The following is a 23,182-nucleotide window of genomic DNA, read 5'->3' on the forward strand; positions in this document are numbered from 1 at the left end:
CTATTTCATCAGCTTACGGATCAATTTTTTTGTGACTGGCCCTTGTTTATAACGAATAGGCAAGTCAAATGAGGTTGATTGTTTGACGATACTTTTTCTATGAGAGAAAGCAAGAAAGCTTTCATATCCATGATATGAGCCAATTCCGCTCGGACCAGCTCCACCAAACGGCAAATGAGGATTCGCCACGTGCATAATTGTATCGTTTACACAGCCCCCGCCAAATGAAAGCTCATCAATAAACTGCGATTCTATCTCTTTGCTTTCGGTAAAGACGTATAATGCTAAAGGATTTGGTCTCTCGCGAATGTTCATTTGTGCTTCAGCCGTTGTAGAGTAAGACAAAACAGGTAGCAGTGGTCCAAAAATCTCCTCACTCATGATTGGCGTGTCCCAATCAATGTCTGTTAAAACAGTAGGTGATATGGCTAGCTCCGATTGCTTAGATTGCCCTCCTATCAGAACTTTTCCATCGTTTAAGAATTCTGTTAGTCGATTAAAATGTTTTTCACTGACAATTCGAGGGTAATGCCCCTTTTGCCATGGTTTCTTATACAAATCATTTATATGCTTTTCCAGCTTCTCTAAAAATTCATCTCTTACCTGCTCATCCACTAAAACGTAGTCGGGGGCAATACAGGTCTGTCCAGCATTAAGGAACTTCCCCCAAGCAATTCGTTTGGCTGCCAAATCTATTTTTGCATCTCGGTGCACAACCGCAGGACTCTTCCCACCCAGTTCAAGTGTGAAAGGAGTTAGATGCTTAGCCGCAGCTTCCATGACGATTTTCCCGACAGCAACACTTCCAGTAAAAAATATATAGTCAAAAGGCTCCTTCAAGAGCTCAGAGCTCGTTTCCACAGCTCCTTCAACCACTCTAATATATTCTTCAGGAAAGGTCTCTTCCATCATTTCAGCTATAACTGCAGACGTATTTGGTGTCAGCTCTGATGGTTTAATCACAGAACAATTCCCTGCTGCAATCGCTCCAATTAACGGCGCGATCGCCAATTGAAATGGATAATTCCAAGGCGCGATAATAAGGATCGAACCACGCGGCTCATATAGGACATAGCTCTTGGAACCTGTATGAGAGGCAGGAGATTTAACTTTTTCAGGGGCCATCCATTCCTGTAGAGATTTTTCGACAAGTGAAATTTCAGCGTACACCACGCCTATTTCGGTTAAAAAAGCTTCTTCTTTAGATTTGTTTAGGTCCTGCTTAAGTGCCTGCAGAATTTTATCTTCTTTTTTCTTAATGATTTCTCTAAGGCTACTTAGCTGGTTAAGACGGAATTCAAGTGATCTCGTTGCTCCACTATAAAAATACTGCTTCTGCTTCTTCCTTAATGGTTCAAACATCTAATTCCTCCCTATTTTCTCCCATAGTCTGCTTTAATTTCGCCCCAATGCTTTGTTTCCCACTTGATGACTTTATTCTGATACGTGTTGTCCTTCAGCCATTGCTCCGCCCGATCGATGAGTAACCACATCTCTTCGGTTTTGATTGATCTTTCCAGGCTAGAATTCACTTTCTTATCTTTTACCCATTTCATCGCTGTTTTTGAATCTGAATAAACAGGGGTAGTCGAGTCGTTTCTTTGCTTAAGGTAGGCTAAAGCGTGGACAATGGCTAGAAATTCTCCCATATTGTTCGTCCCAATATGTATTTCTCCATGTGAAAAAAGAATTTCACCGGTTTTTGTATCTACGCCTTTATATTCCACTATACCCGGATTTCCCTTCGAACCAACATCGACAGAAATACTTTCCCAGATAATCTTATCTTTACTAATGGAAACACTAGGCTTTGCTGCTCTGGCTGTATTGTTTTTTTGTTTGGTGGCTGTTGTAGGCTTTGAATGAAATGCGTTTTCCGCTTCCGATTTTGTGGGAAATGATTTGAATCTGGCCCCGGGAAAGCCTTTGACTTGCGCTTCACACTCCTTCCAGCTTGTATAAATTCCTGGTTGAATGCCTTTCCATACTACATAAAACTTACTATTTGCCATATTAAGCACACCTTTTCTGTATGAAATATCTTTTAGAAACCGATACTATTCCCAAGTAAATAAAAAAACAAGGGAGGGCATATACATGCCTAAACGTAATAAGAATAAAAATAAAGCATTAACGAACAACCAAACACCTAAAGAAACCCTTTTTAATCAGGAAGTTTCAAGTGAACTTGTAGATAAAGATAAACAAAATCAAGCCAATCATAAAAATAAACCAAGCGAGTAATTCAACTCGCTACGATAAAACCTATGAAACCATGAAAGGGGATTTATATATTTGGATATTCTAATGAAGCACAATGCACCCACTCGTCAATCTGGAGAACTTATTTATGCAAAAAATGATAAGTTATATGCACTCATTGAAGATCCTGATGAACGGTATCCGTATGTACTAATCAGTCTTTCTGATCTAAGCATTATTCAATATTATGATGACACTCCAACAAATGAAGAGATTAGCTTTGATATCGAAGACGAGATTATTAGTATCCATGATCACACTCAATCTAAAATTACGATTGCTTAAAGAAGAAGGATGGTCGGTATGTGCCCGACCATCCTTTCTATTTATCTTCTTATCTTTAATTATTGAGATTGCTCTTGCTCGGCTTCCAATTCTTGTTCTTCATACCAATCATCTAATACCTTGGCATCGAGGATTCTTGAATCAATGTAAGCCTTTTGTTTATCTATAAACTGCGTTCCCCATTCATAATCGAGGTCTTTGGCAACCTGCACTAATGTCAAAAGCTCCTGCCAGGCGACATAGCGTTTATACCAAAAGAATTGAGGCTGCTCCGTCATATAAGGGTAAAGGTCATCAAACTCCGTATGTTTGCAATCAATTGTACGCTCAAATTGTATTTTTGCCTTAATCAGCTTGTCTTCGAAGTACGCCTGCATATTGTTGATTTCCATTTATGTCCCCTCCTGATGATGTCTATACTTGGATCATCCAAACGACATCTTTTTTCTATTATATCACGTTTACTTTCAATGCAAAAAGAATGGGATTTTATTTTCATCATTTTCGAGAATTAAAAAAGACTGAATCCAAGTTAATGCGTAAATGAATTCTGAGTCTTTGTGGATTGAGGACGGTTCATGATTAGCTCTTAGTCCGTCGTTTCCAAAATAGGGGCACGCTTATCGCGGGGGTACCTGAGCTAACGGGCGATGGCCCTATTTTCTCAATGAACCTTTTTATCAAGGCTACTGAAAAACGATCTTTAGTAAGACTGCGAACGTTCTTCAATTGTTTAAGTCAGAACGGTTAGCGGAAGGAGAAACCGTAGACTCCTACGGAACAGAACGCGTCTGAAGACATTGAAGTGGCGCACTTCCACTTCAATGGCTGAGGCCGTTCCCGTGGAAAGCGTAGGTTTCTCCTGTAGCGGCGCCATTCAGCTCATTCTTACATTACTTTTTCAGTGGTCTCCTTTTTATCCCGCAGGTGTCTACCCTCCTATTTTGTCCGCTTGTTTTAGGATAGGCATTTGTTTGCATAATAATTTTGAACTTAACAATTAAAGAAATAGTTCTTTTTCCTCCTGAGTTGGCAGTCTACATGATTCTTTTTTGCCGAATAAACGGTATCTATTTCGCGCTAACCATTTATAGAGCTTATGCCTCCAGGTTGGGGGAAATGCATACGCAATTAAAAACACTCTCCACCCAAAAGGTAGTTTTGGAATAATTTTCAGCACGGCTTGATCATGAATATATGCACGCTCATTTTCAATCACAACAATTGAATCTATTTCAGCTGAAACTCCATGCTTTTCCAGCAGCTCTTTACCTTTTTCAGATTGCAATGACGCAAAGTGGTAGTATCTTTGATGATCTCTTTTAATAATAAAATCAACCGCATTGTTACAAAGGTTGCATACCCCATCAAATAATATAACCCCACGTATCTCGTTCATTCCTTACACCAACCATCTGCTTTAGAGTTAATTTAAGTATAACAAAATTACCTTTCATATCCGAATTCTATTATTCACTCATCATGACCTATGAAAATATCCTCAGTTAATCTCACATTCTTACATAGTAGATAAGCGTTCCGACCCTTTTTTTGCGTGTCATAAATTGATAGAATGAAGCCTAATGAGTATTTCTAAGAAAAGTTGGTGAACGAATGTTTTCAAATGCAGAGATAGGAATTGACTTAGGAACTGCAAATATTCTTGTTTATAGTAAAGATAAAGGGATCATATTAAATGAACCATCTGTAGTAGCGCTTAATACTGAGTCGCGTGATGTACTGGCAGTTGGAGCAGAAGCTAAAAGTATGGTTGGAAAAACCCCTTCACATATTGTTGCTGTACGTCCACTTCGCGATGGAGTTATTGCAGACTTTGATGTAACAAGCAGTATGCTTAAAGCCATTATGAAAAAAGCGAGTAAACAAATTGGTTTATCTTTACGTAAACCAAATGTGGTTGTATGTGCCCCATCTGGCTCTACTTCGGTTGAACGACGTGCCATCCTTGATGCCGTTCGCAGCTGTGGAGCAAAAAGTGTTCATATCATTGAAGAGCCCGTTGCAGCAGCTATTGGTGCTGACCTACCTGTTGAAGAACCTACTGCTAACGTGGTTGTTGACATTGGTGGAGGAACAACGGAGGTAGCGATCATTTCATTTGGCGGCGTTGTTTCTTGTAATTCGGTTAGAATTGGTGGAGATAAACTAGACGAAGCCATCATTCAACATGTTCGCAAGCAATACAATGTTTTAATTGGCGAGCGAACAGCAGAACAAATTAAAATGGAGATTGGTTATGCACCGATCGATCATGACATTTTAAGCATGGAAGTGCGGGGTCGTGATTTAGTGAACGGGCTTCCTAAAACAGTGGCTCTTCAATCTGACGAAATTCGTCATGCGATTAGTGAGCATCTTCTTCAAATTCTTGAAGCAATTCGTTCAACATTAGAGGATTGTCCCCCTGAGCTAAGTGGCGACATCGTTGATCGTGGAGTTCTAATTACTGGAGGCGGAGCCCTACTTAAAGGAATGCAGGATTGGTTATCGACAGAAATTTCTGTGCCTGTTCACCTTGCTCCAAACCCGCTTGAATCCGTTGCTATTGGTACGGGAAGATCTCTGAAATTTATTGATAAGCTACAAAAAGCGACAGTATAACGATTGAATTCAGGATGATTTAGACATAATAATCGTCCTGAATTCTTTTATTTTTTCTTTTTAAATACAATTCTTCGGTACCCATCTCTCTATTGAGCAAAATCTCCATTTCTGTTAAATCAGACCTCATCACGATAGGATCTCCCTCTGACCATTTCACATAATAAATAAAATAAAAACCATTTATCTTTCTAAATATTGCAGGAGACGCTGAAAAACGATCATATATTGCCTTCATACCGCCCTTTTTTTGATAGGAATAAGAAATCAGCCTCATGTAAGTCCCTCCATGATTACTCTTATTCCCTGAGAATTCGCCATTCTAACCCTTTTCTCGTATTTCCCGGGCAAGAAAAAGAGAGGTATATCCAGTATACCCCTCTAATAGCTTTATTTCCTAATAGGTCTTTTGTTTTTGTAGAAAATCTGAAGGTACAGCTTCGATTGGCTCAATACGTTCTCTATTCGCTACAAATTCTGGTCTCGGTTCTTGACCTGAATAAGGTTTTCCTAAGGGATTTTTGATTGAATTAAAAACAAAAAATACATTGCTGCGCGGATACGGTGATAGATTCCCATTTGAACCATGCATCGTATTGCATTCGAAAAATAACACAGATCCCGCTGGCCCTGTAGCTCGATCAATACGACCATCTGCTTGTTCCGTTAACCAGCTCAAGCTCTCATTATCTGGTGTACCAGCCTCTTGTTTTTGCAATGAGGACTTAAAGTTATCGTCAGGTGTGCTTCCAGCGCAGGAAACATACCATTTGTGTGATCCCGGAATGAGCATTAACGGCCCATTAAATTCATAATTATCCGTTAAGATGATGGAGCAGCTTACAGCACGCATATGCTGCATGCCATCCTCTACATGCCACGTTTCAAAGTCCGAGTGCCAATAAAATTCCTTACCTTTAAAGCCGGGTTTAAAATTAATTCTTGATTGATTAATATAAACCTGACTACCTAATAACTGTTCTGCAATTTTTACGATACGTTCGTTTTTAGATAGCAATTCAAAAAAACCACTGTCCTTATGAATTTCAAAAACGGAACGGATTTCATTACTTCCAGGTTCTTTAATCACATCTGCTGTATCTTTAGATTGGTTATCTTTCATTGTTTTCTCGAGCTCTTTTGTCATGAGCTTAACTTCTTCATCTGTAAACAATTTTTCTTTCATTAAATAACCGTTGTCTTCGTAAGATGTTAGCTCTTCTTTATTAAGTGGTCCTTCACCATTAGAATGAATGATTGGATCTTTTCTTTCTTTTATTGTAGCCTTATTACTTACTCTTGAAGGATACAAATCAATGTTCATGTCCATTTTACTTACCTCCTAGTAAATTCACGAGCTTGGTTAGAAAAATAATTTATCGTTCGTTTTACTTCTCGTTCATTTAAAGCACTATTTAACAGTAAAATTGCTTGTCGTCACTGCTAAAATACATAGCAGCACCAACACATGTACATTGCGCAATCCCTCCTCACACTTAATACACTGTATACAGAACCCTTTTTCTAGAGGGAGTAAACATGCTTTTTTGACAAAAAATGCTGTAAGTACGTTCATGGTTGAGCAACAGCATTTTAAAATTTTTTGTAACTAAGCGGTTTCAGTAAATACACTCTTACTTTTCATCGAGGCCACTGAGAAAGTCATGTAAGAATAAGCTGAATGACGCCGCTACAGGAGAACCCTACGCTTTCCGCGGGAACGGCCTCAGCCCTTGAAGTGGAAGGGCGCCACTTCAATGTCTTCAGACTCGTTCTGTTCCGCAGGAGTCTACGGGTTCTCCTTCCGCTAACGTTCTGGCTTAAACAATTGAAGAAAGTTCGCAGTCTTAGAAAGATCGTTTTCAGTGGCCTCCTTTTCATCCCTTAGGTGTTGGCCCTACATTTTCGTCCGTTACCCTCTATTCTCTATTCAAAGTAAATTATCAAAAGCATTGGGTCTATTAACTCATAACGCCGGAACCAGTGTTCTATAGCAGGAGCGCTGGCAATACTGCTCACGTACACAAAAAAGCTTGTCGAGAAAGTTTGTACTTTCATCGACAAGCTAGTTTACGTATCGTTATTTACTCTTCAATTACTTTCTTCTTTAGAATACCAAGCAGAATGGCTGTTAGGGCTGCGCCTAATATAACTGCTAGCAGGTATAGGAAGGCGTATGGCCAGATTTGGTTTCCACCATTAACAAAAGTGAATACAAACAATCCGCCATGAGGCACTGGTAAAAGAATACCGAAAAATGCAGTGAGTCCACCAGCTAGAGCAGATCCGGCGATTGCCGCGGGAATGACACGTGCTGGGTCAGCAGCAGCAAACGGAATAGCTCCTTCTGTAATAAATGATAAACCTAAGATATAGTTTGTTAAACCAGATTGACGGTCCTTCTTTGAAAACTTACTACGGAAAAAGGTTGTAGCTAAAGCAATACCAATTGGAGGTGCCATGCCTCCGGCCATAACCGCCGCTTGAGGACCGAAGTTGCCAGCCTCAATCATAGCAATACCAAAGGTAAAGGCTGCTTTGTTAACAGGTCCACCCATATCAACTGCCATCATTCCACCTAGAACAATACCTAATATAATCATATTGGCTGTACCTAATCCATTCAGCCAGTTCTGAAGTCCAAGGTTCACACTCGCAAGTGGGGCGACTAGGACCAACATCAACATTCCGGAAATAAATAAATTCAAAATTGGCGTAAATAAAATGTTACCGATTCCTTGAAGCATCTGTGGAAGCTTATTAATTAGCATACGAACGAGGAGCGCAATATAACCAGCTAAGAAACCTGCAATTAATCCACCTAGAAATCCAGTTTCTCCATTCATAGCAATCATACCAGCCACTAAACCAGCTGCAAAACCAGGTCTATCAGCGATACTCATAGCAATAAATGCCGCTAGTACAGGCACTAATAAGCCAAACGCCGTTCCCCCACCAATTTCTGCAAGCATCTGAGCAAATGTACCTTCCTGTTCATATCCTCCAAATAAGAAGGAAAGGGCGATAAGAATCCCACCACCAATAACAAATGGTAGCATATTCGACACACCGTTCATGATATGCTTATAGATACCCAATCCTTTTTTCTCTGATTCCGGTGAATTTGATCCAGCTTCTGATTTTCCAGATCCGTTATAAATGGGCGCATTCTCAGAAAGTGCACGATCAATCAAATCCTTGGGTTTACGTACCCCATCTGAAACCGGTGCCTGAATCACTTTTTTGCCAGCAAAACGGTCCATCTCAATTTTTGTATCCGCCGCAACAATAATTGCATCAGCTGCCTCAATTTCAGAGGCTGTTAATTTATTCTTTGCCCCTCCAGAGCCATTGGTTTCTACCTTAATAGAAATGCCAAGCTCTGCTGCTTTGTTTTTTAAGGCATCAGCTGCCATATAGGTGTGAGCAATACCAGTTGGACATCCTGTTACACCTAGCAGGCGAGGGCTGTTTGTTTGAGTTTGTTCCGTCTCTTGTGCCTCTGCCGCCTCTTCTTTTTCTTTCTCTGCATCCTTTTGATCAATAGCTGCGAGAATTTCGTTTTCAGATGTCGCATTTAAAAGCGTTTGGCGGAAGCTCTCATCCATTAAGAAGGTCGTTAAACGAGATAATGTTGCTAGATGCTCATTATTTGCCCCTTCACTTGCTGCAATCATAAAAAACAAGTGGCTAGGCTGACCATCTAATGCATCATAGTCGACACCTTGTTTTGAACGACCAAAGCTAATAGATGGCGTGCGAACTGCTGATGTTTTGGCATGTGGTATCGCAATTCCATCACCTAAACCTGTGGTACTTTGTGCTTCTCTCGCCAATATGGCTTCCTTATAAGCGGCTTTGTCTGTTAGACGACCCGCACGATTAAGCTTATCAATTAGCTCATCAATCACTGCTTCCTTCGTTGTTGCGCGTAGGTCTAAAATCATCGTGTCCTTTTTTAGTAAATCAGAGATCTTCATATAGATCCCCCTTCCCCCAATTTGTGTGAAACGTTTCTCTTTACCAAGTAGATATAGATATCTGCTTGGTTAATTCTTGTACATGCGTTAGTTCACAAAACCCTTTTGAAAAAGCAGTTGAGCTACCGGCTGCCACCGCAAAACGGAAGGCATCCTCTAGTGAGTCATTTTTCTCTAATGATGCAAGAAAGCCTGCTAGCGTCGAATCTCCTGCTCCAACAGAGTTTATAACGGTGCCTTTAGGCGTTGTTGCAAAAAGTACCTTTTCCTTTGTCCCTAGAAGTGCGCCATCACCTGCAAAGGTTACAAAAACATACTCAATTCCTTCATTTACTAGTTGCTTGACGTAGGGAAGAGCTTCCTCAGGTGTTTGTATAGCTACCCCAACCAACTCTGATAGTTCATGATGATTCGGTTTAATAAATGTGGGCTTTGCATTAACCGCATCAATTAATGGCTCACCACTAGTGTCGAGATAAACTTTCACACCATTTTTCTTCACGCGTTGAATCCATTGTGTATAGATTGTTTTATCAAGCGTTCCAGGCACACTTCCTGCTAGAACAAGCGTATCGTCTTTTGTTAAATGGTCCATTTGGTCCATGAGCTGGTCCAAATGATTCTTTGTTACTTCAGGTGAGCTCCCATTTAACTCGGTTTCCTCCGCTCCCTTCATCTTGATATTAATTCGAGTGTCTCCATCAACTTGAACAAATCTTGTAGCAATATCCTCTTGCTCTAAAGTGTTTATGATGTAATCACCTGTAAACCCTCCAATAAACCCTAACGTTTCACTGGAATGTCCCAAGCGCTTTAATACTCTAGAAACATTTATTCCTTTACCTCCAGGAGCTTTGTGCTCGCCCTTTGAGCGATTCACCTGTCCAGGCTTCAACTCATCCAGCTCCACAAAATAATCAACTGCTGGATTGAGCGTAACCGTGTATATCATATTGAAACCACCTTTATATCTGTTAACTCTTTTAATTTCCTTTGGATTTGCTCATCAAGATATGAGCTGGTGATCAATGTCACTTCATGGATCTCAGCAAACTTCGAGAAGGATAGATCGCCATATTTTGAATGGTCGGCTAACACGTAACAATTTCTTGATCGCCTCTTGGCATAGGATTTAACAAAAGCCTCTTGTGGATCCGGCGTTGTATAACCATCTTCAAGTGTGATTCCATTTGCCCCCAAGAAAGCCAAATCAAAACGGAATGACTCCAACGTTTCAATTGCACTTCGCCCAACAAAAGCTCTTGTACCAGGTTTCACCTGGCCACCAATTACATGGGTTTCGATACCTGCCTCAACGAGTTTTACTATATTACTCAGTCCATTTGTGACGACAACTACGTGTTTATCTTTAAGAAATGGAATCATTTCTATTGTTGTTGTACCAGCATCTAAAAAGATACAATCACCTTTTTCAACAAATGATGCTGCGTATTCAGCAATTCGTAGCTTTTCCTGACTGTTTTTGAGTGTTTTCTCCGCTACAGTTGGTTCTGAACTTTTCTTTTGAAGGAGTGTTGCCCCTCCATGAATACGCTTTAATTTCTTTGCATCTTCAAGCTCTGTTAAATCTCTTCGAATAGTAGATTCAGAAGCACCGGTTGCTTCAATTAGTTCAATAAGCTTAACAACCTGTTTTTCTTTTACTAGCTGCACAATGATTTCTTGACGCTCCAGAGTTAACACTGGCTTCACTCCTCTCTCGTCAAACATAGTATACCTTTAAAAACATTCATAATCAATCATATTTAATCAAAAACATTCAAAATACCAATGATTACATTGAACAATTAAAAAACCTCTTACACGATCCAAACGTGTTAAGAGGTTAAGAGCCGATCTATTCATTTGCTGCTTCAACAATTTCTGCGAGTTCACTCCAGCGGTTCATTGTGCTCTCGAGTTCATTTTCCAAACGTTCTTTCTCTGCTAATTGTTTTTCAATGAGTGTGTAGTCACTACCCGCTTCGGCAATAAGTAGGTCTGCTTCTGCAATTTGCTGCTCAAGCTTCTCCATCTTATCTTCAATGCCTTCCCACTCTTGTTTCTCCTTATAGCTGAGTCTTCGTGGTTGAGGCGATTTTACTTTACCTTTATCGTGATCCTTCTTTACCAACTCTTGTTCTACCCTTTTTTGTTGCTGTTGATGCAAGAACTCACTATAATCTGCCTGATAGCTTTGCGCGTAACCAGAGCCGTCTAAATAAAGGAGGCGATCAACGGTTTTGTCGAGAAAATATCGATCATGCGACACGGTAATAACGACACCAGGAAATTGATCGATATAATCTTCTAATACAGATAGGGTTTGGATATCAAGATCGTTGGTTGGCTCATCTAAAAAAAGGACATTGGGCTCCCCCATTAGAATTTTAAGTAAATATAAACGGCGTTTCTCTCCACCAGATAAGCGCCTAATATAGGTCCATTGCATACTTCTTGGAAATAGGAAGCGTTCAAGCATTTGCTCTGCAGTAACTGTTTGCCCATCTGACGTATAAACAACTTCTGCGATTTCTTTAATGTACTCAATGACTTTTAGATCGCCATCAATTTCTTCATCTTCTTGTGTATAATAACCAATTCGAACCGTACTGCCTTGTTTGACTATGCCATTGTCAGGCTCTGTTCTTCCAGCCATGATGTTGAGAAGTGTTGTTTTTCCTGTGCCATTTGCGCCGATGATCCCAAGTCGCTCAAAGGGCACGACCAAATAGTTGATTTGTTGAAAGAGGTCTTTGCCTTCAAAAGACTTGCCAATCTCCTGAAGCTCCAGAACATCATTGCCAAGACGCTTTGAGCCAATTGAAAAATCGAGATTAGATTTTTTAGATAAGCCATCCTGATCTCTTAAGCTCTCTGCTCGCTGAACACGAGCTTTTTGTTTGGTTGTGCGGGCTTTAGCTCCTCTCCTTAGCCATTCTAACTCACGCCTAAGAAGATTCTGTCTTTTATTTTCCTGCTGCACTTCTAACTCTTCACGCTCAGCACGTTTTTGTAAATAAGTTTCAAAATTACCCTCGTATTGATATAGCTTTCCTTGATCTAATTCATACATTTGATTGGTTACACGGTTCAAGAAATAACGGTCATGCGTAATCACAATAAGTGCACCCTTATAGTTAGCTAAATACCCCTCTAACCATTCAACCGTTTCATGATCTAGGTGGTTTGTCGGTTCATCCAAAAGGAGCAAATCAGCGGGTCTGATCAATGCTTCTGCAATGGCCACTCTTTTTTTCTGTCCACCAGATAAGGCACGAATTTGCTGGCTTACATCCTTGATTCCTAATTTGGTGAGTATGGTTTTTGCCGTAGTATTAGCCTCCCATGCAGATTCCTGGTCCATTTTTTGCTGAGCCTGCATAAATTGCTTTTGAACCTTAGAGTCCTCTGGTTGCTTTTCCAGGTCAATTAACGCTTGCTCATACGCTCGCATAGTTTTCATAATCGTTGATTCACCATGATAAATTTGCTCTAAAACCGTTCGATCTTCCATTAATTCAGGTTGCTGCGGAAGATAGGTAACATTAAAGTCATTTGCATGATAGAGCGTAACATCCTCGGCTCCCTCAAGACCTGCTAACACTTTTAATAACGTTGATTTACCCGTTCCATTTACCCCAATTAAACCAATTCGTTCTTTAGCTTCAATGGTAAAAGTAAGTCCATCAAAAAGCGTTTTCTCACCGAACGTTTTTCTCAAATTCTCTACTCTCAGTAAACTCATGAGGTTTAACCTCCTTATTCTTTATTCATAGGGCTTAGGCTGATAGAGATAATTAGGCAGCACCTTTTGATCCTTATACCCTTTGCGGAAGATGTGTGTGGTAGCTGGGCTAACAGGTGGAATCAGCCATGACCACTTCCCTGTCACTTCTCGCCCTGCTTTCAGCTCTCTCTCTTCAAACCTTGCAAACTGTTTGGCAGCGGTGTGATGATCAACTATGCTGACTCCTGCCTTTTTGTAAGAATAAAGGACTGCTTTATTTAACTCTACTAATGCTTCATCACGCCATAGGGTAGACTCTCTCGTTGTATCTAATTGAAAGCATTCTGCGACCTTTGGAAGCATATTATATCGATCCGTGTCAGCTAGATTTCTCGCACCAATCTCTGTGCCCATATACCAACCATTAAAAGGAGCAGCCGGATACTCAATGCCACCAATGTTCAATTTCATATCTGAAATAATTGGAACAGCGTACCATTTTAATTGTAACTGATCAAATGTTGGTTCACTTGGATGAGTCAGCGTTACTTCTTTAACGAACTCAGGCGGTATAGAAAAAAAGCTAGGGGCCTTGTCCCCTATTTGAATGACAAGAGGCAGGATATCAAATGCCCCTCCTTCTCCCTTCCAACCTAAGGACGTACATACCTGAGTAAAATCAAGGGAAGCCGGGTCACCAATAATACTTCCATCCGCTGATCTATACCCCGCATAACGAACTAATTGATGATTCCAAATACGAACAGAAGAGGGTAGCGCCGTTAGAATCGGGACGACGTTTCCGTTATTTGTCGCTTGTTTTATATGCGTAATAAGGGCGTCTGCAATCGCTGCCTCGTCCTGAAGTCCTCTACAGTCATAGACTTTTAACGTCTCCCAAAAAAAGCGTCCAATGCAACGGTTACTATTCCTCCAAGCCATTCTCGACCCATGAACTAATTCTTCATATGTATGTGTATACGTGCCCGTTTCACGTATCTCCTGACCCACTTCTTCAAGGCGCTTTTCTAACAACTCCGATGGTATCTCTAACTCATGATAACATTGAATCAAAAATTCTTCTGCCTGTTTATATTGTTCACTTACGTTCATCCTGATGACCTCCAACTATACTTGGCTCCACCCTAGAAAAAAGCTGTGCTTTCACCTAGGGTGTCCGCACAGCCATTCACCTATCAATTTTTATTTTAGCAGCTTTTCAATTTCAGGTTGAATCTTTTCAGGCTTTGTTGTGGGAGCAAACCTCTCAATAACCTCGCCCTGTTGATTAACAAGAAACTTGGTGAAGTTCCACTTAACATCTGACCCAATCGTGCCTTTTTGTGACTTTTTGAGATGTTGATATAGCGGATGGGCGTCACTTCCATTTACATCAACTCTGGCGAATAAAGGAAAATTCACACCAAAGTTTACTTTGCATACATTCTCCATCTCATCATCTTCAACTGGCTCTTGATTCATGAATTGATTACAAGGGAAGCCAAGTACTTCAAATCCTCGGTCCGCATAATCCTGATGCAGCTTTTCCAGACCATCAAACTGTGTAGCAAATCCACATTTTGTAGCTGTATTTACAATAAGCAGTGCTTTTCCTTCGTATTGCGACAATGAGATCTCTTCGCCTTTAGAGGATTTTACGGTAAAGTCATAGACAGACATAAGCAAGCCTCCTAATAGTATCAAGCATTTACTTGCATTATACCGCTTATTAAGCCTATCTACTAACGATTTGCTTACACCTGCTCTCTTCTAGCAAAGTTCACAAAGCGAAATTTGTCTGGTCGGTGCCGGGATTCAGTATATTGAAAGATTTTTGCATCATCTAGATACGTTTGTCCTCTAACCACAACCACATTAGAAAAGCCGTCCAAATCTAGAAGAGCTCGGTCTTCTTCCGTAGGTTCTTCCACCACAATCTCTTTTCTTGCAAAACTGATCACTAACCCAAGCTGGTTCTCAATGTATTCGTAAATGGAGTTTTGACTAATATCAGCCGTTAACCCTGGAACCACAGAATGGACAAGATCATCCTTATCAAGGATAACCCTCTCGCCATCTACCTTACGCACTCGTTTGATGCATATAGCAGATTGCTCGCTTGTTAGTTGCAGCTTGCTTTGCAGTTCAAGATGGGCTTTCACTTCATCAAAGGCCACCACTTCAGTTTCAACCTTCATATTCATTCGCTCACTTAGCTCTTTGAAGCTTGATACTCCTGAAAAGGGAAAATCAATCTTGGAGCGATCAAGGACCACGGAACCCTTGCCTTGAATCTTCTGAATGTATCCTCTCTCAGACAACAGCTTAAGGGCTTTACGAATAGTCTCCCTGGAAGCATGATACTGCTTAACTAACTCTAGTTCTGATGGAAGTAGCTCTTCTGGCTGCCATTCTCCTTTTTGAATCTGATGAGCCAGCTCTTCATACACCAATTGGAATTTGCTTTTCAACAAATACACCGCCTGTACTTAAAACTTATTAGGAAGAAGCAGGAATGTGGTAGACAACCGCTTCATAAGGACGAAGCGTTAATTCCTCTGCCGGTTCGTTTGCTTGCTGATAATTCGTTACCAAGATATTGGCATTGTTCTCTGCTAAAAGTGCTGGAGCTGTAAACAACGTCTCTTCTTGCGTGAAATTTGTAACAACCAACAGCTTTTCCCCCTGCCATTCTCTTACGTATGCAAAGATACGTGGGTCATCCTCAAGCAACAACTGGTAGTCTCCATAGGTAATAATATCATGACTCTTTCTCAGTTCAACCAAAGTTTGATAAAAATAGAAAATAGAATCTGGATCTGCTAGCGCATTCTCCGCATTAATGTGCTTGTAATTATTTGCGGTATGAATCCAAGGTGTTCCTGTGGTAAACCCTCCATGAGCTTCATCATTCCATTGCACCGGGGTTCTTGAGTTATCACGTGATTTCTGCTTAATAATCTCCATGATCTCAGAATGATCCAATTGCTTCTCACGCAATTCCTTGTAGATATTTAACGTTTCTACATCGCGGTACTCTTCTATCGTTTCAAACTTAGGATTGGTCATCCCAAACTCTTCACCTTGATAAATGTATGGCGTGCCCTGCATCATGTGAATCACTGTTGCTAGCATTTTGGCGGATTCTTTGTGATAAACTCCGTCATCTCCATAACGAGTGACTACTCTCGGTTGATCATGATTACACCAAAATAGAGCATTCCAGCCTCCACCTTGATGCATACCAACCTGCCATTTAGAAAGAATTTGTTTTAACGCGTAAAAATCTACCTCGCCTAAAGCCCATTTCTCTCCGTTTGGATAATCAACTTTTAGATGATGGAAATTAAAGGTCATGCTTAATTCATTGCTATCGGGGTGAGAATATTGAACACAATGCTCTAGAGTTGTAGACGACATCTCGCCAACTGTCATCGCCTGATACGGTGCGAGCACCTCTTTATTCATCTCTTGTAAAAACTCATGAACACGCGGGCCATCGGTGTAGAATTTACGCCCATCTCCTGGAGCAACGGAGCCATCATCATTCGGAAAGTCTTGATCCTTAGAAATGAGGTTAATCACATCTAAACGGAACCCATCAATGCCTTTCTCAAACCAGAATCGCATCAATTCATAGACTTTTTCACGAAGCTCTGGGTTCTCCCAGTTTAAATCACCCTGAGTTTCATCAAACAAATGAAGATAATATTGTTCTGTTTTCTCATCCCATTTCCAAGCAGAACCACCAAATTTAGAAATCCAATTTGTAGGCACTTGTCCATCCACAGCATCCTTCCAAATATAAAAATCTCGATACTGGTTATCTTTAGAGGAAGATGCTTGCTTAAACCATTCATGCTCTGTGGACGAGTGATTCACAACAAGGTCCATAATCAGCTTCATACCCCGTTGATGCGTCTCATCAAGCAATGCTTGAAAATCCTCCATCGTACCGTACTCCTCGTGAATATTATAATAATCACTAATGTCATAACCGTTGTCACGCTGCGGGGATGAGTACACTGGAGTAAGCCAAATTACGTCCACTCCTAGTTTTTTTAGGTAGTCCAGCTTTTGAATAATACCTTGTAGATCACCCACACCATTACCCGTCGTGTCATTAAAGCTCTTCGGATAAATTTGGTACACTACAGATTTTCTCCACCATTCGTTCATGTGTAACACCCTTTCAATTTAAGAAAGCCGCCTTTGCAGAGACATTCTGCTAAGCGGCTTTGAAGTTTTGATTTATCTATCTTGGAAATCTTTTTGGAAACGAGAAACAATGATTGTAGCGACAACTGGGATGATAATGGCTAGCCCCATGCCGATGGCGAAGTTGATGATGTTCGCTCTAGTACCTACAATTGAGAATATTCCCGGAAGTCCTCCAACTCCAATTGCTGGTGCAAGGATACCCATTACAGCAACATAACCTCCTGCTATGGCTGCACCAATAATCGCACATATAAATGGAAAACGGTAGCGTAAATTCACTCCAAACAATGCAGGCTCAGTAATTCCAAGGTAAGCTGAGATAGCTGACGTTAGAGAAAGACCTTTCATCTTTTGGTTCTTTAGAATAATATACATCGCAAGTGCTGCAGACCCTTGAGCAATATTAGACATAACTAGAATCGGCCATAAGAATGTAGCTCCTTCACTTGCAATAAGCTGAAAGTCTACCGCTAAGAATGTGTGATGCATGCCTGTTATAACTAATGGAGCATAAAACAAGCCATAAATCGCTCCACCAACAAGTGCAAACTGTTCAAATAAAGTAACAAAAACTCCTGTAATGCTATTACCAATTGCAAATGTAATAGGACCTATGATAATAAACGCCAAGAAACCAGTAATTAAAAGTGCAACAGGTGCTACAACTAGCAACTGGAATGAATCTGGCGTAATTCTCTTCATAAACTTCTCTATTTTAGCAAGCACATATGAAGCTAATAATATTGGAAGTACTTGTCCTTGATAACCCATTGCAGCCACATCAAAACCAAATAGATTCCAATATGGTACAGTGCCATCTCTCAAAGCCCCTGCATAGTCATTCGCATTTAACAGCCCTGGATGACAAAGGATCAAACCAAGAACAATACCAAGCAGTGGATTTCCACCAAACTTCTTAACAGCCGACCAACCAATTAGTGCAGGTAAGAAAACAAAGGCCGTGCTAGCAATTGTACTAATGATATCAGCGAGTCCTGCCCATTGAGGATACAATTCAATAATCGGTTGCTCTGTGAACAACGCATTTGTAAGTATATTATTTAGACCGAGTAACAAACCCGCCGTGATAATAGCCGGCAAGATAGGAATAAAAATGTCAGATAACCCTTTTACTGCTCTTTGTAGCGGATTCATTTTCTTAGCAGATTCCTGCTTTGTCTCCTCTTTTGTTGACTCAGAAATACCAGCCTCAGATACAAACTCCGCATACACCTTATCAACAAGCCCCTGACCGAGGATCACTTGGAACTGATTGTTAGCTGAGAACGAACCTTTCACTGGATCAATGTTCTCCAGCTTCTCCTTATCTACTTTACCTTCATCATGTAACACTAAACGTAGTCGCGTCACACAATGTGTAGCAGAAGAAATATTCTCTTTGCCGCCTATGGCTTCAAGTATATCTTTTGCCGTCTTACGATTATCACTCATCGTTAGTTCCTCCCAATAAACACAATTTCAAATCATTTTCCTTATATATTCATTATGATTTCACAACATGTATATACAAATGATTACGTTTTCAGGATAACTTGTATATACAAATTAGTCAACTGAAATATTTTCCTTTCCGGTAGTTTTATATAAAATCACTGTTCCTATACCCTATTGGCACAGAGAATAAATGCTTGAGATAGTAATAGCGGCTCGTTTAACGGGATATTTGTTTGTAGTTTTTGGTTTGGAGGTTGTTCTTGGTTTTGAGTTGTTCTTTCTTGGTAGCGTGGGTTGGCTCTTGGTATGGAGGTTCTTCTTCTTGGTGTTGGGCTGTTCTTTCTGGGTGGTGTGGATCGGTTCTTGGTGAAGAGGTTCTTCTTCTTGGTGTTGGGCTGTTCTTTCTGGGTAGCGTGCCTCCGCTCTTGGTATGGAGCTCCTTCTTCTTGGTGTTAAGCGATTCTTTCTGGGTAGCGTGCCTCCGCTCTTGGTAAGGAGTTCCTTCTTCTTGGTGTTAAGCGATTCTTTCTGGGTAGCGTGCCCCGCTCTTGGTAAGGAGTTCCTTCTTCTTGGTGTTAAGCGATTCTTTCTGGGTAGCGTGCCGCCGCTCTTGGTATGGAGCTCCTTCTTCTTGGTGTTAAGCGATTCTTTCTGGGTAGCGTGCCGCCGCTCTTGGTATGGTGCTCCTTCTTCTTGGTGTTAAGCGATTCTTTCTGGGTAGCGTGCCGCCGCTCTTGGTATGGAGTTCCTTCTTCTTGGTGTTAAGTAATTCTTTCTGGGTATCGTGCTTCCGCTCTTGGTATGGAGCTCCTTCCTCTTGGAGTTAAACCATTCTTTCTTGGTATAGTGCCTTGGCTCTTGGTAAGGAGCTCCTTCCTCTTGGAGTTAAGTAATTCTTTCTTGGTTTCGTGCCTCCGCTCTTAGTAAGGAGCCCCTTCTTCTTGCTGTTGAGCCGTTCTTTCTTGGTTTCCCTCCTTGGTGTGGGTGCAGTCCTAATTATTGTGAAAAGACTGTTCCAATACCTACCTAAACAAGCGGACGAAAATGGAGGGCCGACACCTGCGGGATGAAAAGGTTCATTGAGATAAAAGGGCAGAGCCCGTTAGCTCAATACCTTCCCGCGGTAAGCGTGGCCCCATTTTCGGGAGCGGCAGCCGAAGAACCAAAACATTATCCTATTCTAGTTTTGATATCTGCGCATCTTGCCTCTGCTTCCACGCACTCTCATGACTCAGCTCATCCGCTTCACACAAAAAAAGAGCCTAAACTTCTATAAGTTCAAGGCTCTTTCTCATCATTATTTCTACGACACACTTCGTCTTTCTACTAAATTTAATCCAATACCCATAAAAACCGTTCCCATAAAAAAGAGTATGGAGCCTGGGAGCAGAAATTGTTCAAAGCTCCAATTGTATAAGGTAGCTCCTTTTAACATCTCCATGCCATAGGTGATTGGACTTACATATGAGAGGACAAGTATAGCGTTTGATGAGACGATTTCGATGGGCCAAAACGCTCCACCCAGCATGGCAAAGCTCACCGCCAGAAATGGAACGATGGCATCAAGCTGTCTTATTGATGTAATCAGGCCACTAAGTAAGACTCCAAATGAGACTATGGCAAACACATAGGGAATGACAACAATGAAGCTTATCCATAGTCCCCCTCGGAAATCATATTGAAAGAGACTTGCAAATAGCAGGAAGACGATGAGGATTTGAACATAACCTAGTAGAAATCCAAATACTAAGTTTCCCGTGTAAATACTTGTTTTGGAGGCAGGTGATAAAATTAATCGATCCCACACCCCGTTTTGCTTTTGTTCAATAATTGATGTAATGGAGAAGGTGATCGTATAGATTACAAAAAACAAGGTGAAGCCAAAAATGGTTTGTAGCGATTGATCATAGATCCAATTCGTGTCTTCCTCAATAGTGAAGCTTGATGTTGAAACAGGATAGCTTCCATTGTCACTTTCGATGATGTTTCTCAGTTCATTTGGCTCTCCCGCTTCTGCCAATGCTGCCTCTTGGACAAATCCTTCTTTTGAGTAGTAGGATGAGATAGCCGACTCTACGATCCCAATTTCAAAGGCATTTCTAGCCTGATAGATATCGAATCGATGCTCCTGTAAATGGACAGCTGCGGCTACCAACTGACGATTAATGATATTTTGTACATCTTCACTTTCCACACGATAAAACTCAACACTCTGGTCTTGATTCAAAAGATCAACTGCTTCGTCTACCTGAGATTGGCTCATTTCCTCCGAATACACGGGTACACGGATAGCCTGACTAAAATCTGTTTGACCAAGTAACAGGGTAAATACAATGGTTAGCATATACATCGCGATGAGCGCCCAGGGATTTCGGATCGAATCACGCATTAAGCCCCAAACTATACCTTTCATTGATGACCACCTCTTTTCGGAAAATAGAGTATGGCGATGCCTACTAAGATAACGCTGTAACTTAATAGGATAAGTAAATTAGGAAGGATCGAAGTCAATTCCCCGCCCTGAAACGCTTGGAAATAAGCAGTCATGGTTACTCCATTCGGTGTGTACCTCCCGAAAAGTCCAATGATTGGTGATAACATATCTGTTTGAACAAAGCTTCCTCCTACAAATGCAAGCAGCGTGACAAATATATTTGAGAAAATAGTGGAGGCTTTGTAGCTATCCAATCTGAAATTAATGGATGTTAGCAATACCGTTAATCCACCAACAACCAAACTAATCGTTAGGGTGACCAGTATAAATTGAAGTAAGCTACCCCACGTGACATTAAAGGCAAAATAAGAAATTAAAAAAATGACGCTTAATTGAAAGGCTGCTACGATCGTTCCCGTGATCCATTTGCTTGTGACGTATAAATAACCTGGCGCTCGTGTAAGGATCATTCGATTAAATACTCTTGTCCGTTTTTCATCTGTTGCATACCTGGCCACCAAACCAGCTGTATATAGAACAAACATACTTGCCATGCCAACCGTAACATAATGAAAAATATCAATTGGGTGCTCCTGTGTTTGAATGATGTCATAGTCCACTGGTTCTATGAAGGCTGGTTGGGGAAGGTCCATATCACTCGCTATACTTTGCATACGTAAGGTTTCATAAAAAGAATGGATCATTGAATCTATGATTAAAGCGTTAGTTGATTGTTCTTCATTCAAATAAAGAAGCAGTTCTTCTTCGTTATCTTGATTTAGCATGATAGAACTCCATACACTTTGTTGATAGCCCTCAGGAAATTCAATCACTGCTGCAAACTCTTCATTTTCAAGAGCTTCATCACGGGTGATACCTGTTTCTATCTGAATGCGTTCTCCAATGTCCGCTGCAAAGACTTCATCTATTATGATATCTTTCACATTGAACTGGTTCACAAGCTCTTCCGCCGCTTCTCTGGGAATCCCTTGAGCCTCCGCTTCCTGTAAAAAATAATTAACTTCTTCCTCTTGGGTTTCTGCATTAATAACAGCAATTGAAAAAGAGCCCATCTCATTACCGCCAGATTGTGCAAAACCAAGGATGCTAATTAAGCCTAAAGGCATTATAAACAGTAAAATGAGAACGGATTTTTCTTTTTGCATATGGAGTAAATCTTTTTTAATTAATGCCCAAAGCATATTCGCTCCTCCTCAATCTCTCAGCTTGCGTCCTGTGAGATGTAGAAATACATCTTCAAGTGACGGTGGCTTCACCTGGATTCCCAAGAGCTTCACCGACGTTTCGTTAGCCATGTTAAAAATCTCATCAAACAGCTCATCCTGATGCGTCACAATCGTGTATTGATTAGGTTCTGCTGCGACAGATGTGATGTTAGGATGAGCTTTCAATCGTTCTTCAAACAGTGGACTCGTATGGCTGACCTGAATACTAATGGATTGCTCTGTTCTCAGAATGCCTTTTACTTCATCCTTGGTTCCGGCAGCAATGATTGATCCGCGATCCATAATGTACAGTCGATCACATACATACTCTACCTCTTCCATATAATGGCTTGTGTAAAGGATCGTCATTTGTTCTTCGCGTTGCAGCTTACGAACCATCTTTAAGATAAAGCTTCTCGACTGTGGGTCAATGCCAACTGTAGGTTCATCCATAATCAGAATTTGGGGTTTATGGATCAAGGCTATTGCAATATTTAATCGCCTTTTCATCCCACCGGAAAAGCTTTTCACCTTGTCTTTTTTTCGTTCGTCTAGACCAACTTCAATTAAAATCTCCTCTACTCTTTTCTTGAGTTCTTTTGAGGGGAGATCATACATTTTTCCGAAAAAAAACATATTATCCTCTGCAGTCAGCTGGGGAAATAGTGCAAGATCCTGAGGCACAAGTCCAATGGCAAGTCTAAGCTTTTTGGGATGTTGAACCATGTTTTCTCCTACATAAAGCACATCTCCCTCGGTAGGTTTTATTAATGTAGAAATCATGGAAATTGCCGTTGACTTCCCTGCTCCATTTGGACCGAGGAGCCCTACAGACTCGCCTTTTTCCAGATAGAGATTCACACTTTTCACCGCTTCAATCTGCTTAAAGCGTTTCGTCAAGTTCACAACCTCGAGCATGGTCCTGCCTCCTTTTCTATTATTCTTAGTGTACGCGATCGAGTGTAGC

The 23,182-nt window shown here is 40.9% G+C and carries 21 protein-coding genes; 3 read left to right on the plus strand and 18 right to left on the minus strand.

Annotated features, from left to right (window positions below; translation table 11 throughout):
* Both FN960_RS17375 and rnhA read right to left on the minus strand, forming a co-directional pair.
* The gene (locus tag FN960_RS17375; RefSeq protein ID WP_143850131.1) at positions 1 to 1,362 is read right to left on the minus strand and encodes an aldehyde dehydrogenase; all 1,362 of its coding nucleotides are present in this window, start codon (positions 1,360 to 1,362) and stop codon (positions 1 to 3) included.
* 11 nt (positions 1,363 to 1,373) lie between these two features.
* Positions 1,374 to 2,012 carry a ribonuclease H gene (rnhA, locus tag FN960_RS17380; protein WP_143850132.1) on the minus strand — a complete coding sequence of 213 codons (639 nt, stop codon included), beginning with the start codon at positions 2,010 to 2,012 and terminating at the stop codon, positions 1,374 to 1,376.
* Between the two features lie 85 nt (positions 2,013 to 2,097).
* On the opposite strand from rnhA, the gene FN960_RS22920 reads away from it, so the two are divergent.
* A complete protein-coding gene (locus FN960_RS22920) occupies positions 2,098 to 2,244 on the plus strand; it encodes a hypothetical protein (RefSeq protein ID WP_185971088.1) in 147 nt (48 codons plus the stop codon).
* A gap of 51 nt (positions 2,245 to 2,295) precedes the next feature.
* Positions 2,296 to 2,547: a hypothetical protein gene (locus FN960_RS17385; protein WP_143850133.1), complete on the plus strand. Its 252-nt coding sequence runs from the start codon at positions 2,296 to 2,298 to the stop codon at positions 2,545 to 2,547.
* A gap of 59 nt (positions 2,548 to 2,606) precedes the next feature.
* Here the strand turns inward: FN960_RS17385 and FN960_RS17390 are convergent, their stop codons facing one another.
* Positions 2,607 to 2,939 (minus strand): hypothetical protein, encoded by a 333-nt coding sequence (locus FN960_RS17390; protein ID WP_143850134.1) that lies wholly within the window; start codon positions 2,937 to 2,939, stop codon positions 2,607 to 2,609.
* 608 nt (positions 2,940 to 3,547) lie between these two features.
* On the minus strand, positions 3,548 to 3,946 hold the full coding sequence (locus FN960_RS17395; RefSeq protein ID WP_143850135.1) for a thiol-disulfide oxidoreductase DCC family protein: 399 nt from the start codon (positions 3,944 to 3,946) through the stop codon (positions 3,548 to 3,550).
* A gap of 215 nt (positions 3,947 to 4,161) precedes the next feature.
* Between FN960_RS17395 and mreBH the strand changes: the two genes are divergently transcribed.
* The gene (gene mreBH / locus FN960_RS17400; protein ID WP_143850136.1) at positions 4,162 to 5,169 is read left to right on the plus strand and encodes a rod-share determining protein MreBH; all 1,008 of its coding nucleotides are present in this window, start codon (positions 4,162 to 4,164) and stop codon (positions 5,167 to 5,169) included.
* A gap of 19 nt (positions 5,170 to 5,188) precedes the next feature.
* Here the strand turns inward: mreBH and FN960_RS17405 are convergent, their stop codons facing one another.
* The 14 genes from FN960_RS17405 to FN960_RS17470 form a co-directional block, all read right to left on the minus strand.
* Positions 5,189 to 5,446 carry a protein YuzH gene (locus FN960_RS17405; protein WP_143850137.1) on the minus strand — a complete coding sequence of 86 codons (258 nt, stop codon included), beginning with the start codon at positions 5,444 to 5,446 and terminating at the stop codon, positions 5,189 to 5,191.
* Positions 5,447 to 5,566: 120 nt separating this feature from the next.
* On the minus strand, positions 5,567 to 6,493 hold the full coding sequence (gene thpD, locus FN960_RS17410) for an ectoine hydroxylase (RefSeq protein WP_143850181.1): 927 nt from the start codon (positions 6,491 to 6,493) through the stop codon (positions 5,567 to 5,569).
* 760 nt (positions 6,494 to 7,253) lie between these two features.
* On the minus strand, positions 7,254 to 9,149 hold the full coding sequence (locus FN960_RS17415) for a PTS fructose transporter subunit IIABC (RefSeq protein WP_143850138.1): 1,896 nt from the start codon (positions 9,147 to 9,149) through the stop codon (positions 7,254 to 7,256).
* A 40-nt stretch (positions 9,150 to 9,189) separates the two neighbouring features.
* Entirely contained in the window at positions 9,190 to 10,101 is a 912-nt protein-coding gene (pfkB, locus tag FN960_RS17420) for a 1-phosphofructokinase (protein ID WP_143850139.1), read from the minus strand.
* The gene (locus FN960_RS17425; protein WP_143850140.1) at positions 10,098 to 10,853 is read right to left on the minus strand and encodes a DeoR/GlpR family DNA-binding transcription regulator; all 756 of its coding nucleotides are present in this window, start codon (positions 10,851 to 10,853) and stop codon (positions 10,098 to 10,100) included. The genes pfkB and FN960_RS17425 overlap by 4 nt, the downstream gene beginning before the upstream one ends.
* A gap of 154 nt (positions 10,854 to 11,007) precedes the next feature.
* On the minus strand, positions 11,008 to 12,897 hold the full coding sequence (locus FN960_RS17430) for an ABC-F family ATP-binding cassette domain-containing protein (RefSeq protein WP_143850141.1): 1,890 nt from the start codon (positions 12,895 to 12,897) through the stop codon (positions 11,008 to 11,010).
* Between the two features lie 21 nt (positions 12,898 to 12,918).
* Entirely contained in the window at positions 12,919 to 13,992 is a 1,074-nt protein-coding gene (locus FN960_RS17435) for a nitric oxide synthase oxygenase (RefSeq protein WP_143850142.1), read from the minus strand.
* 90 nt (positions 13,993 to 14,082) lie between these two features.
* On the minus strand, positions 14,083 to 14,559 hold the full coding sequence (locus FN960_RS17440) for a glutathione peroxidase (RefSeq protein ID WP_143850143.1): 477 nt from the start codon (positions 14,557 to 14,559) through the stop codon (positions 14,083 to 14,085).
* Between the two features lie 74 nt (positions 14,560 to 14,633).
* Complete coding sequence (gene treR / locus FN960_RS17445; RefSeq protein ID WP_306461626.1) at positions 14,634 to 15,359, minus strand: trehalose operon repressor; 726 nt, start codon at positions 15,357 to 15,359, stop codon at positions 14,634 to 14,636.
* 19 nt (positions 15,360 to 15,378) lie between these two features.
* A complete protein-coding gene (gene treC, locus FN960_RS17450; RefSeq protein WP_143850145.1) occupies positions 15,379 to 17,058 on the minus strand; it encodes an alpha,alpha-phosphotrehalase in 1,680 nt (559 codons plus the stop codon).
* A gap of 72 nt (positions 17,059 to 17,130) precedes the next feature.
* Complete coding sequence (treP, locus tag FN960_RS17455; RefSeq protein ID WP_143850146.1) at positions 17,131 to 18,552, minus strand: PTS system trehalose-specific EIIBC component; 1,422 nt, start codon at positions 18,550 to 18,552, stop codon at positions 17,131 to 17,133.
* A gap of 1,306 nt (positions 18,553 to 19,858) precedes the next feature.
* Positions 19,859 to 20,968 (minus strand): ABC transporter permease, encoded by a 1,110-nt coding sequence (locus FN960_RS17460; RefSeq protein ID WP_143850147.1) that lies wholly within the window; start codon positions 20,966 to 20,968, stop codon positions 19,859 to 19,861.
* Positions 20,965 to 22,191, minus strand: a complete 1,227-nt coding sequence (locus tag FN960_RS17465) for an ABC transporter permease (RefSeq protein ID WP_143850148.1) — start codon at positions 22,189 to 22,191, stop codon at positions 20,965 to 20,967. Before FN960_RS17465 ends, FN960_RS17460 begins: the two co-directional genes overlap by 4 nt.
* Before the next feature lie 12 nt (positions 22,192 to 22,203).
* Positions 22,204 to 23,133, minus strand: a complete 930-nt coding sequence (locus FN960_RS17470; protein WP_143850149.1) for an ABC transporter ATP-binding protein — start codon at positions 23,131 to 23,133, stop codon at positions 22,204 to 22,206.
* Between the last annotated feature and the right edge of the window lie 49 nt (positions 23,134 to 23,182).

Origin of the sequence: Alkalicoccobacillus porphyridii (assembly GCF_007293315.1) — a bacterium.
GTDB classification, from domain to species: Bacteria; Bacillota; Bacilli; order Bacillales; family Bacillaceae_D; genus Alkalicoccobacillus; species Alkalicoccobacillus porphyridii.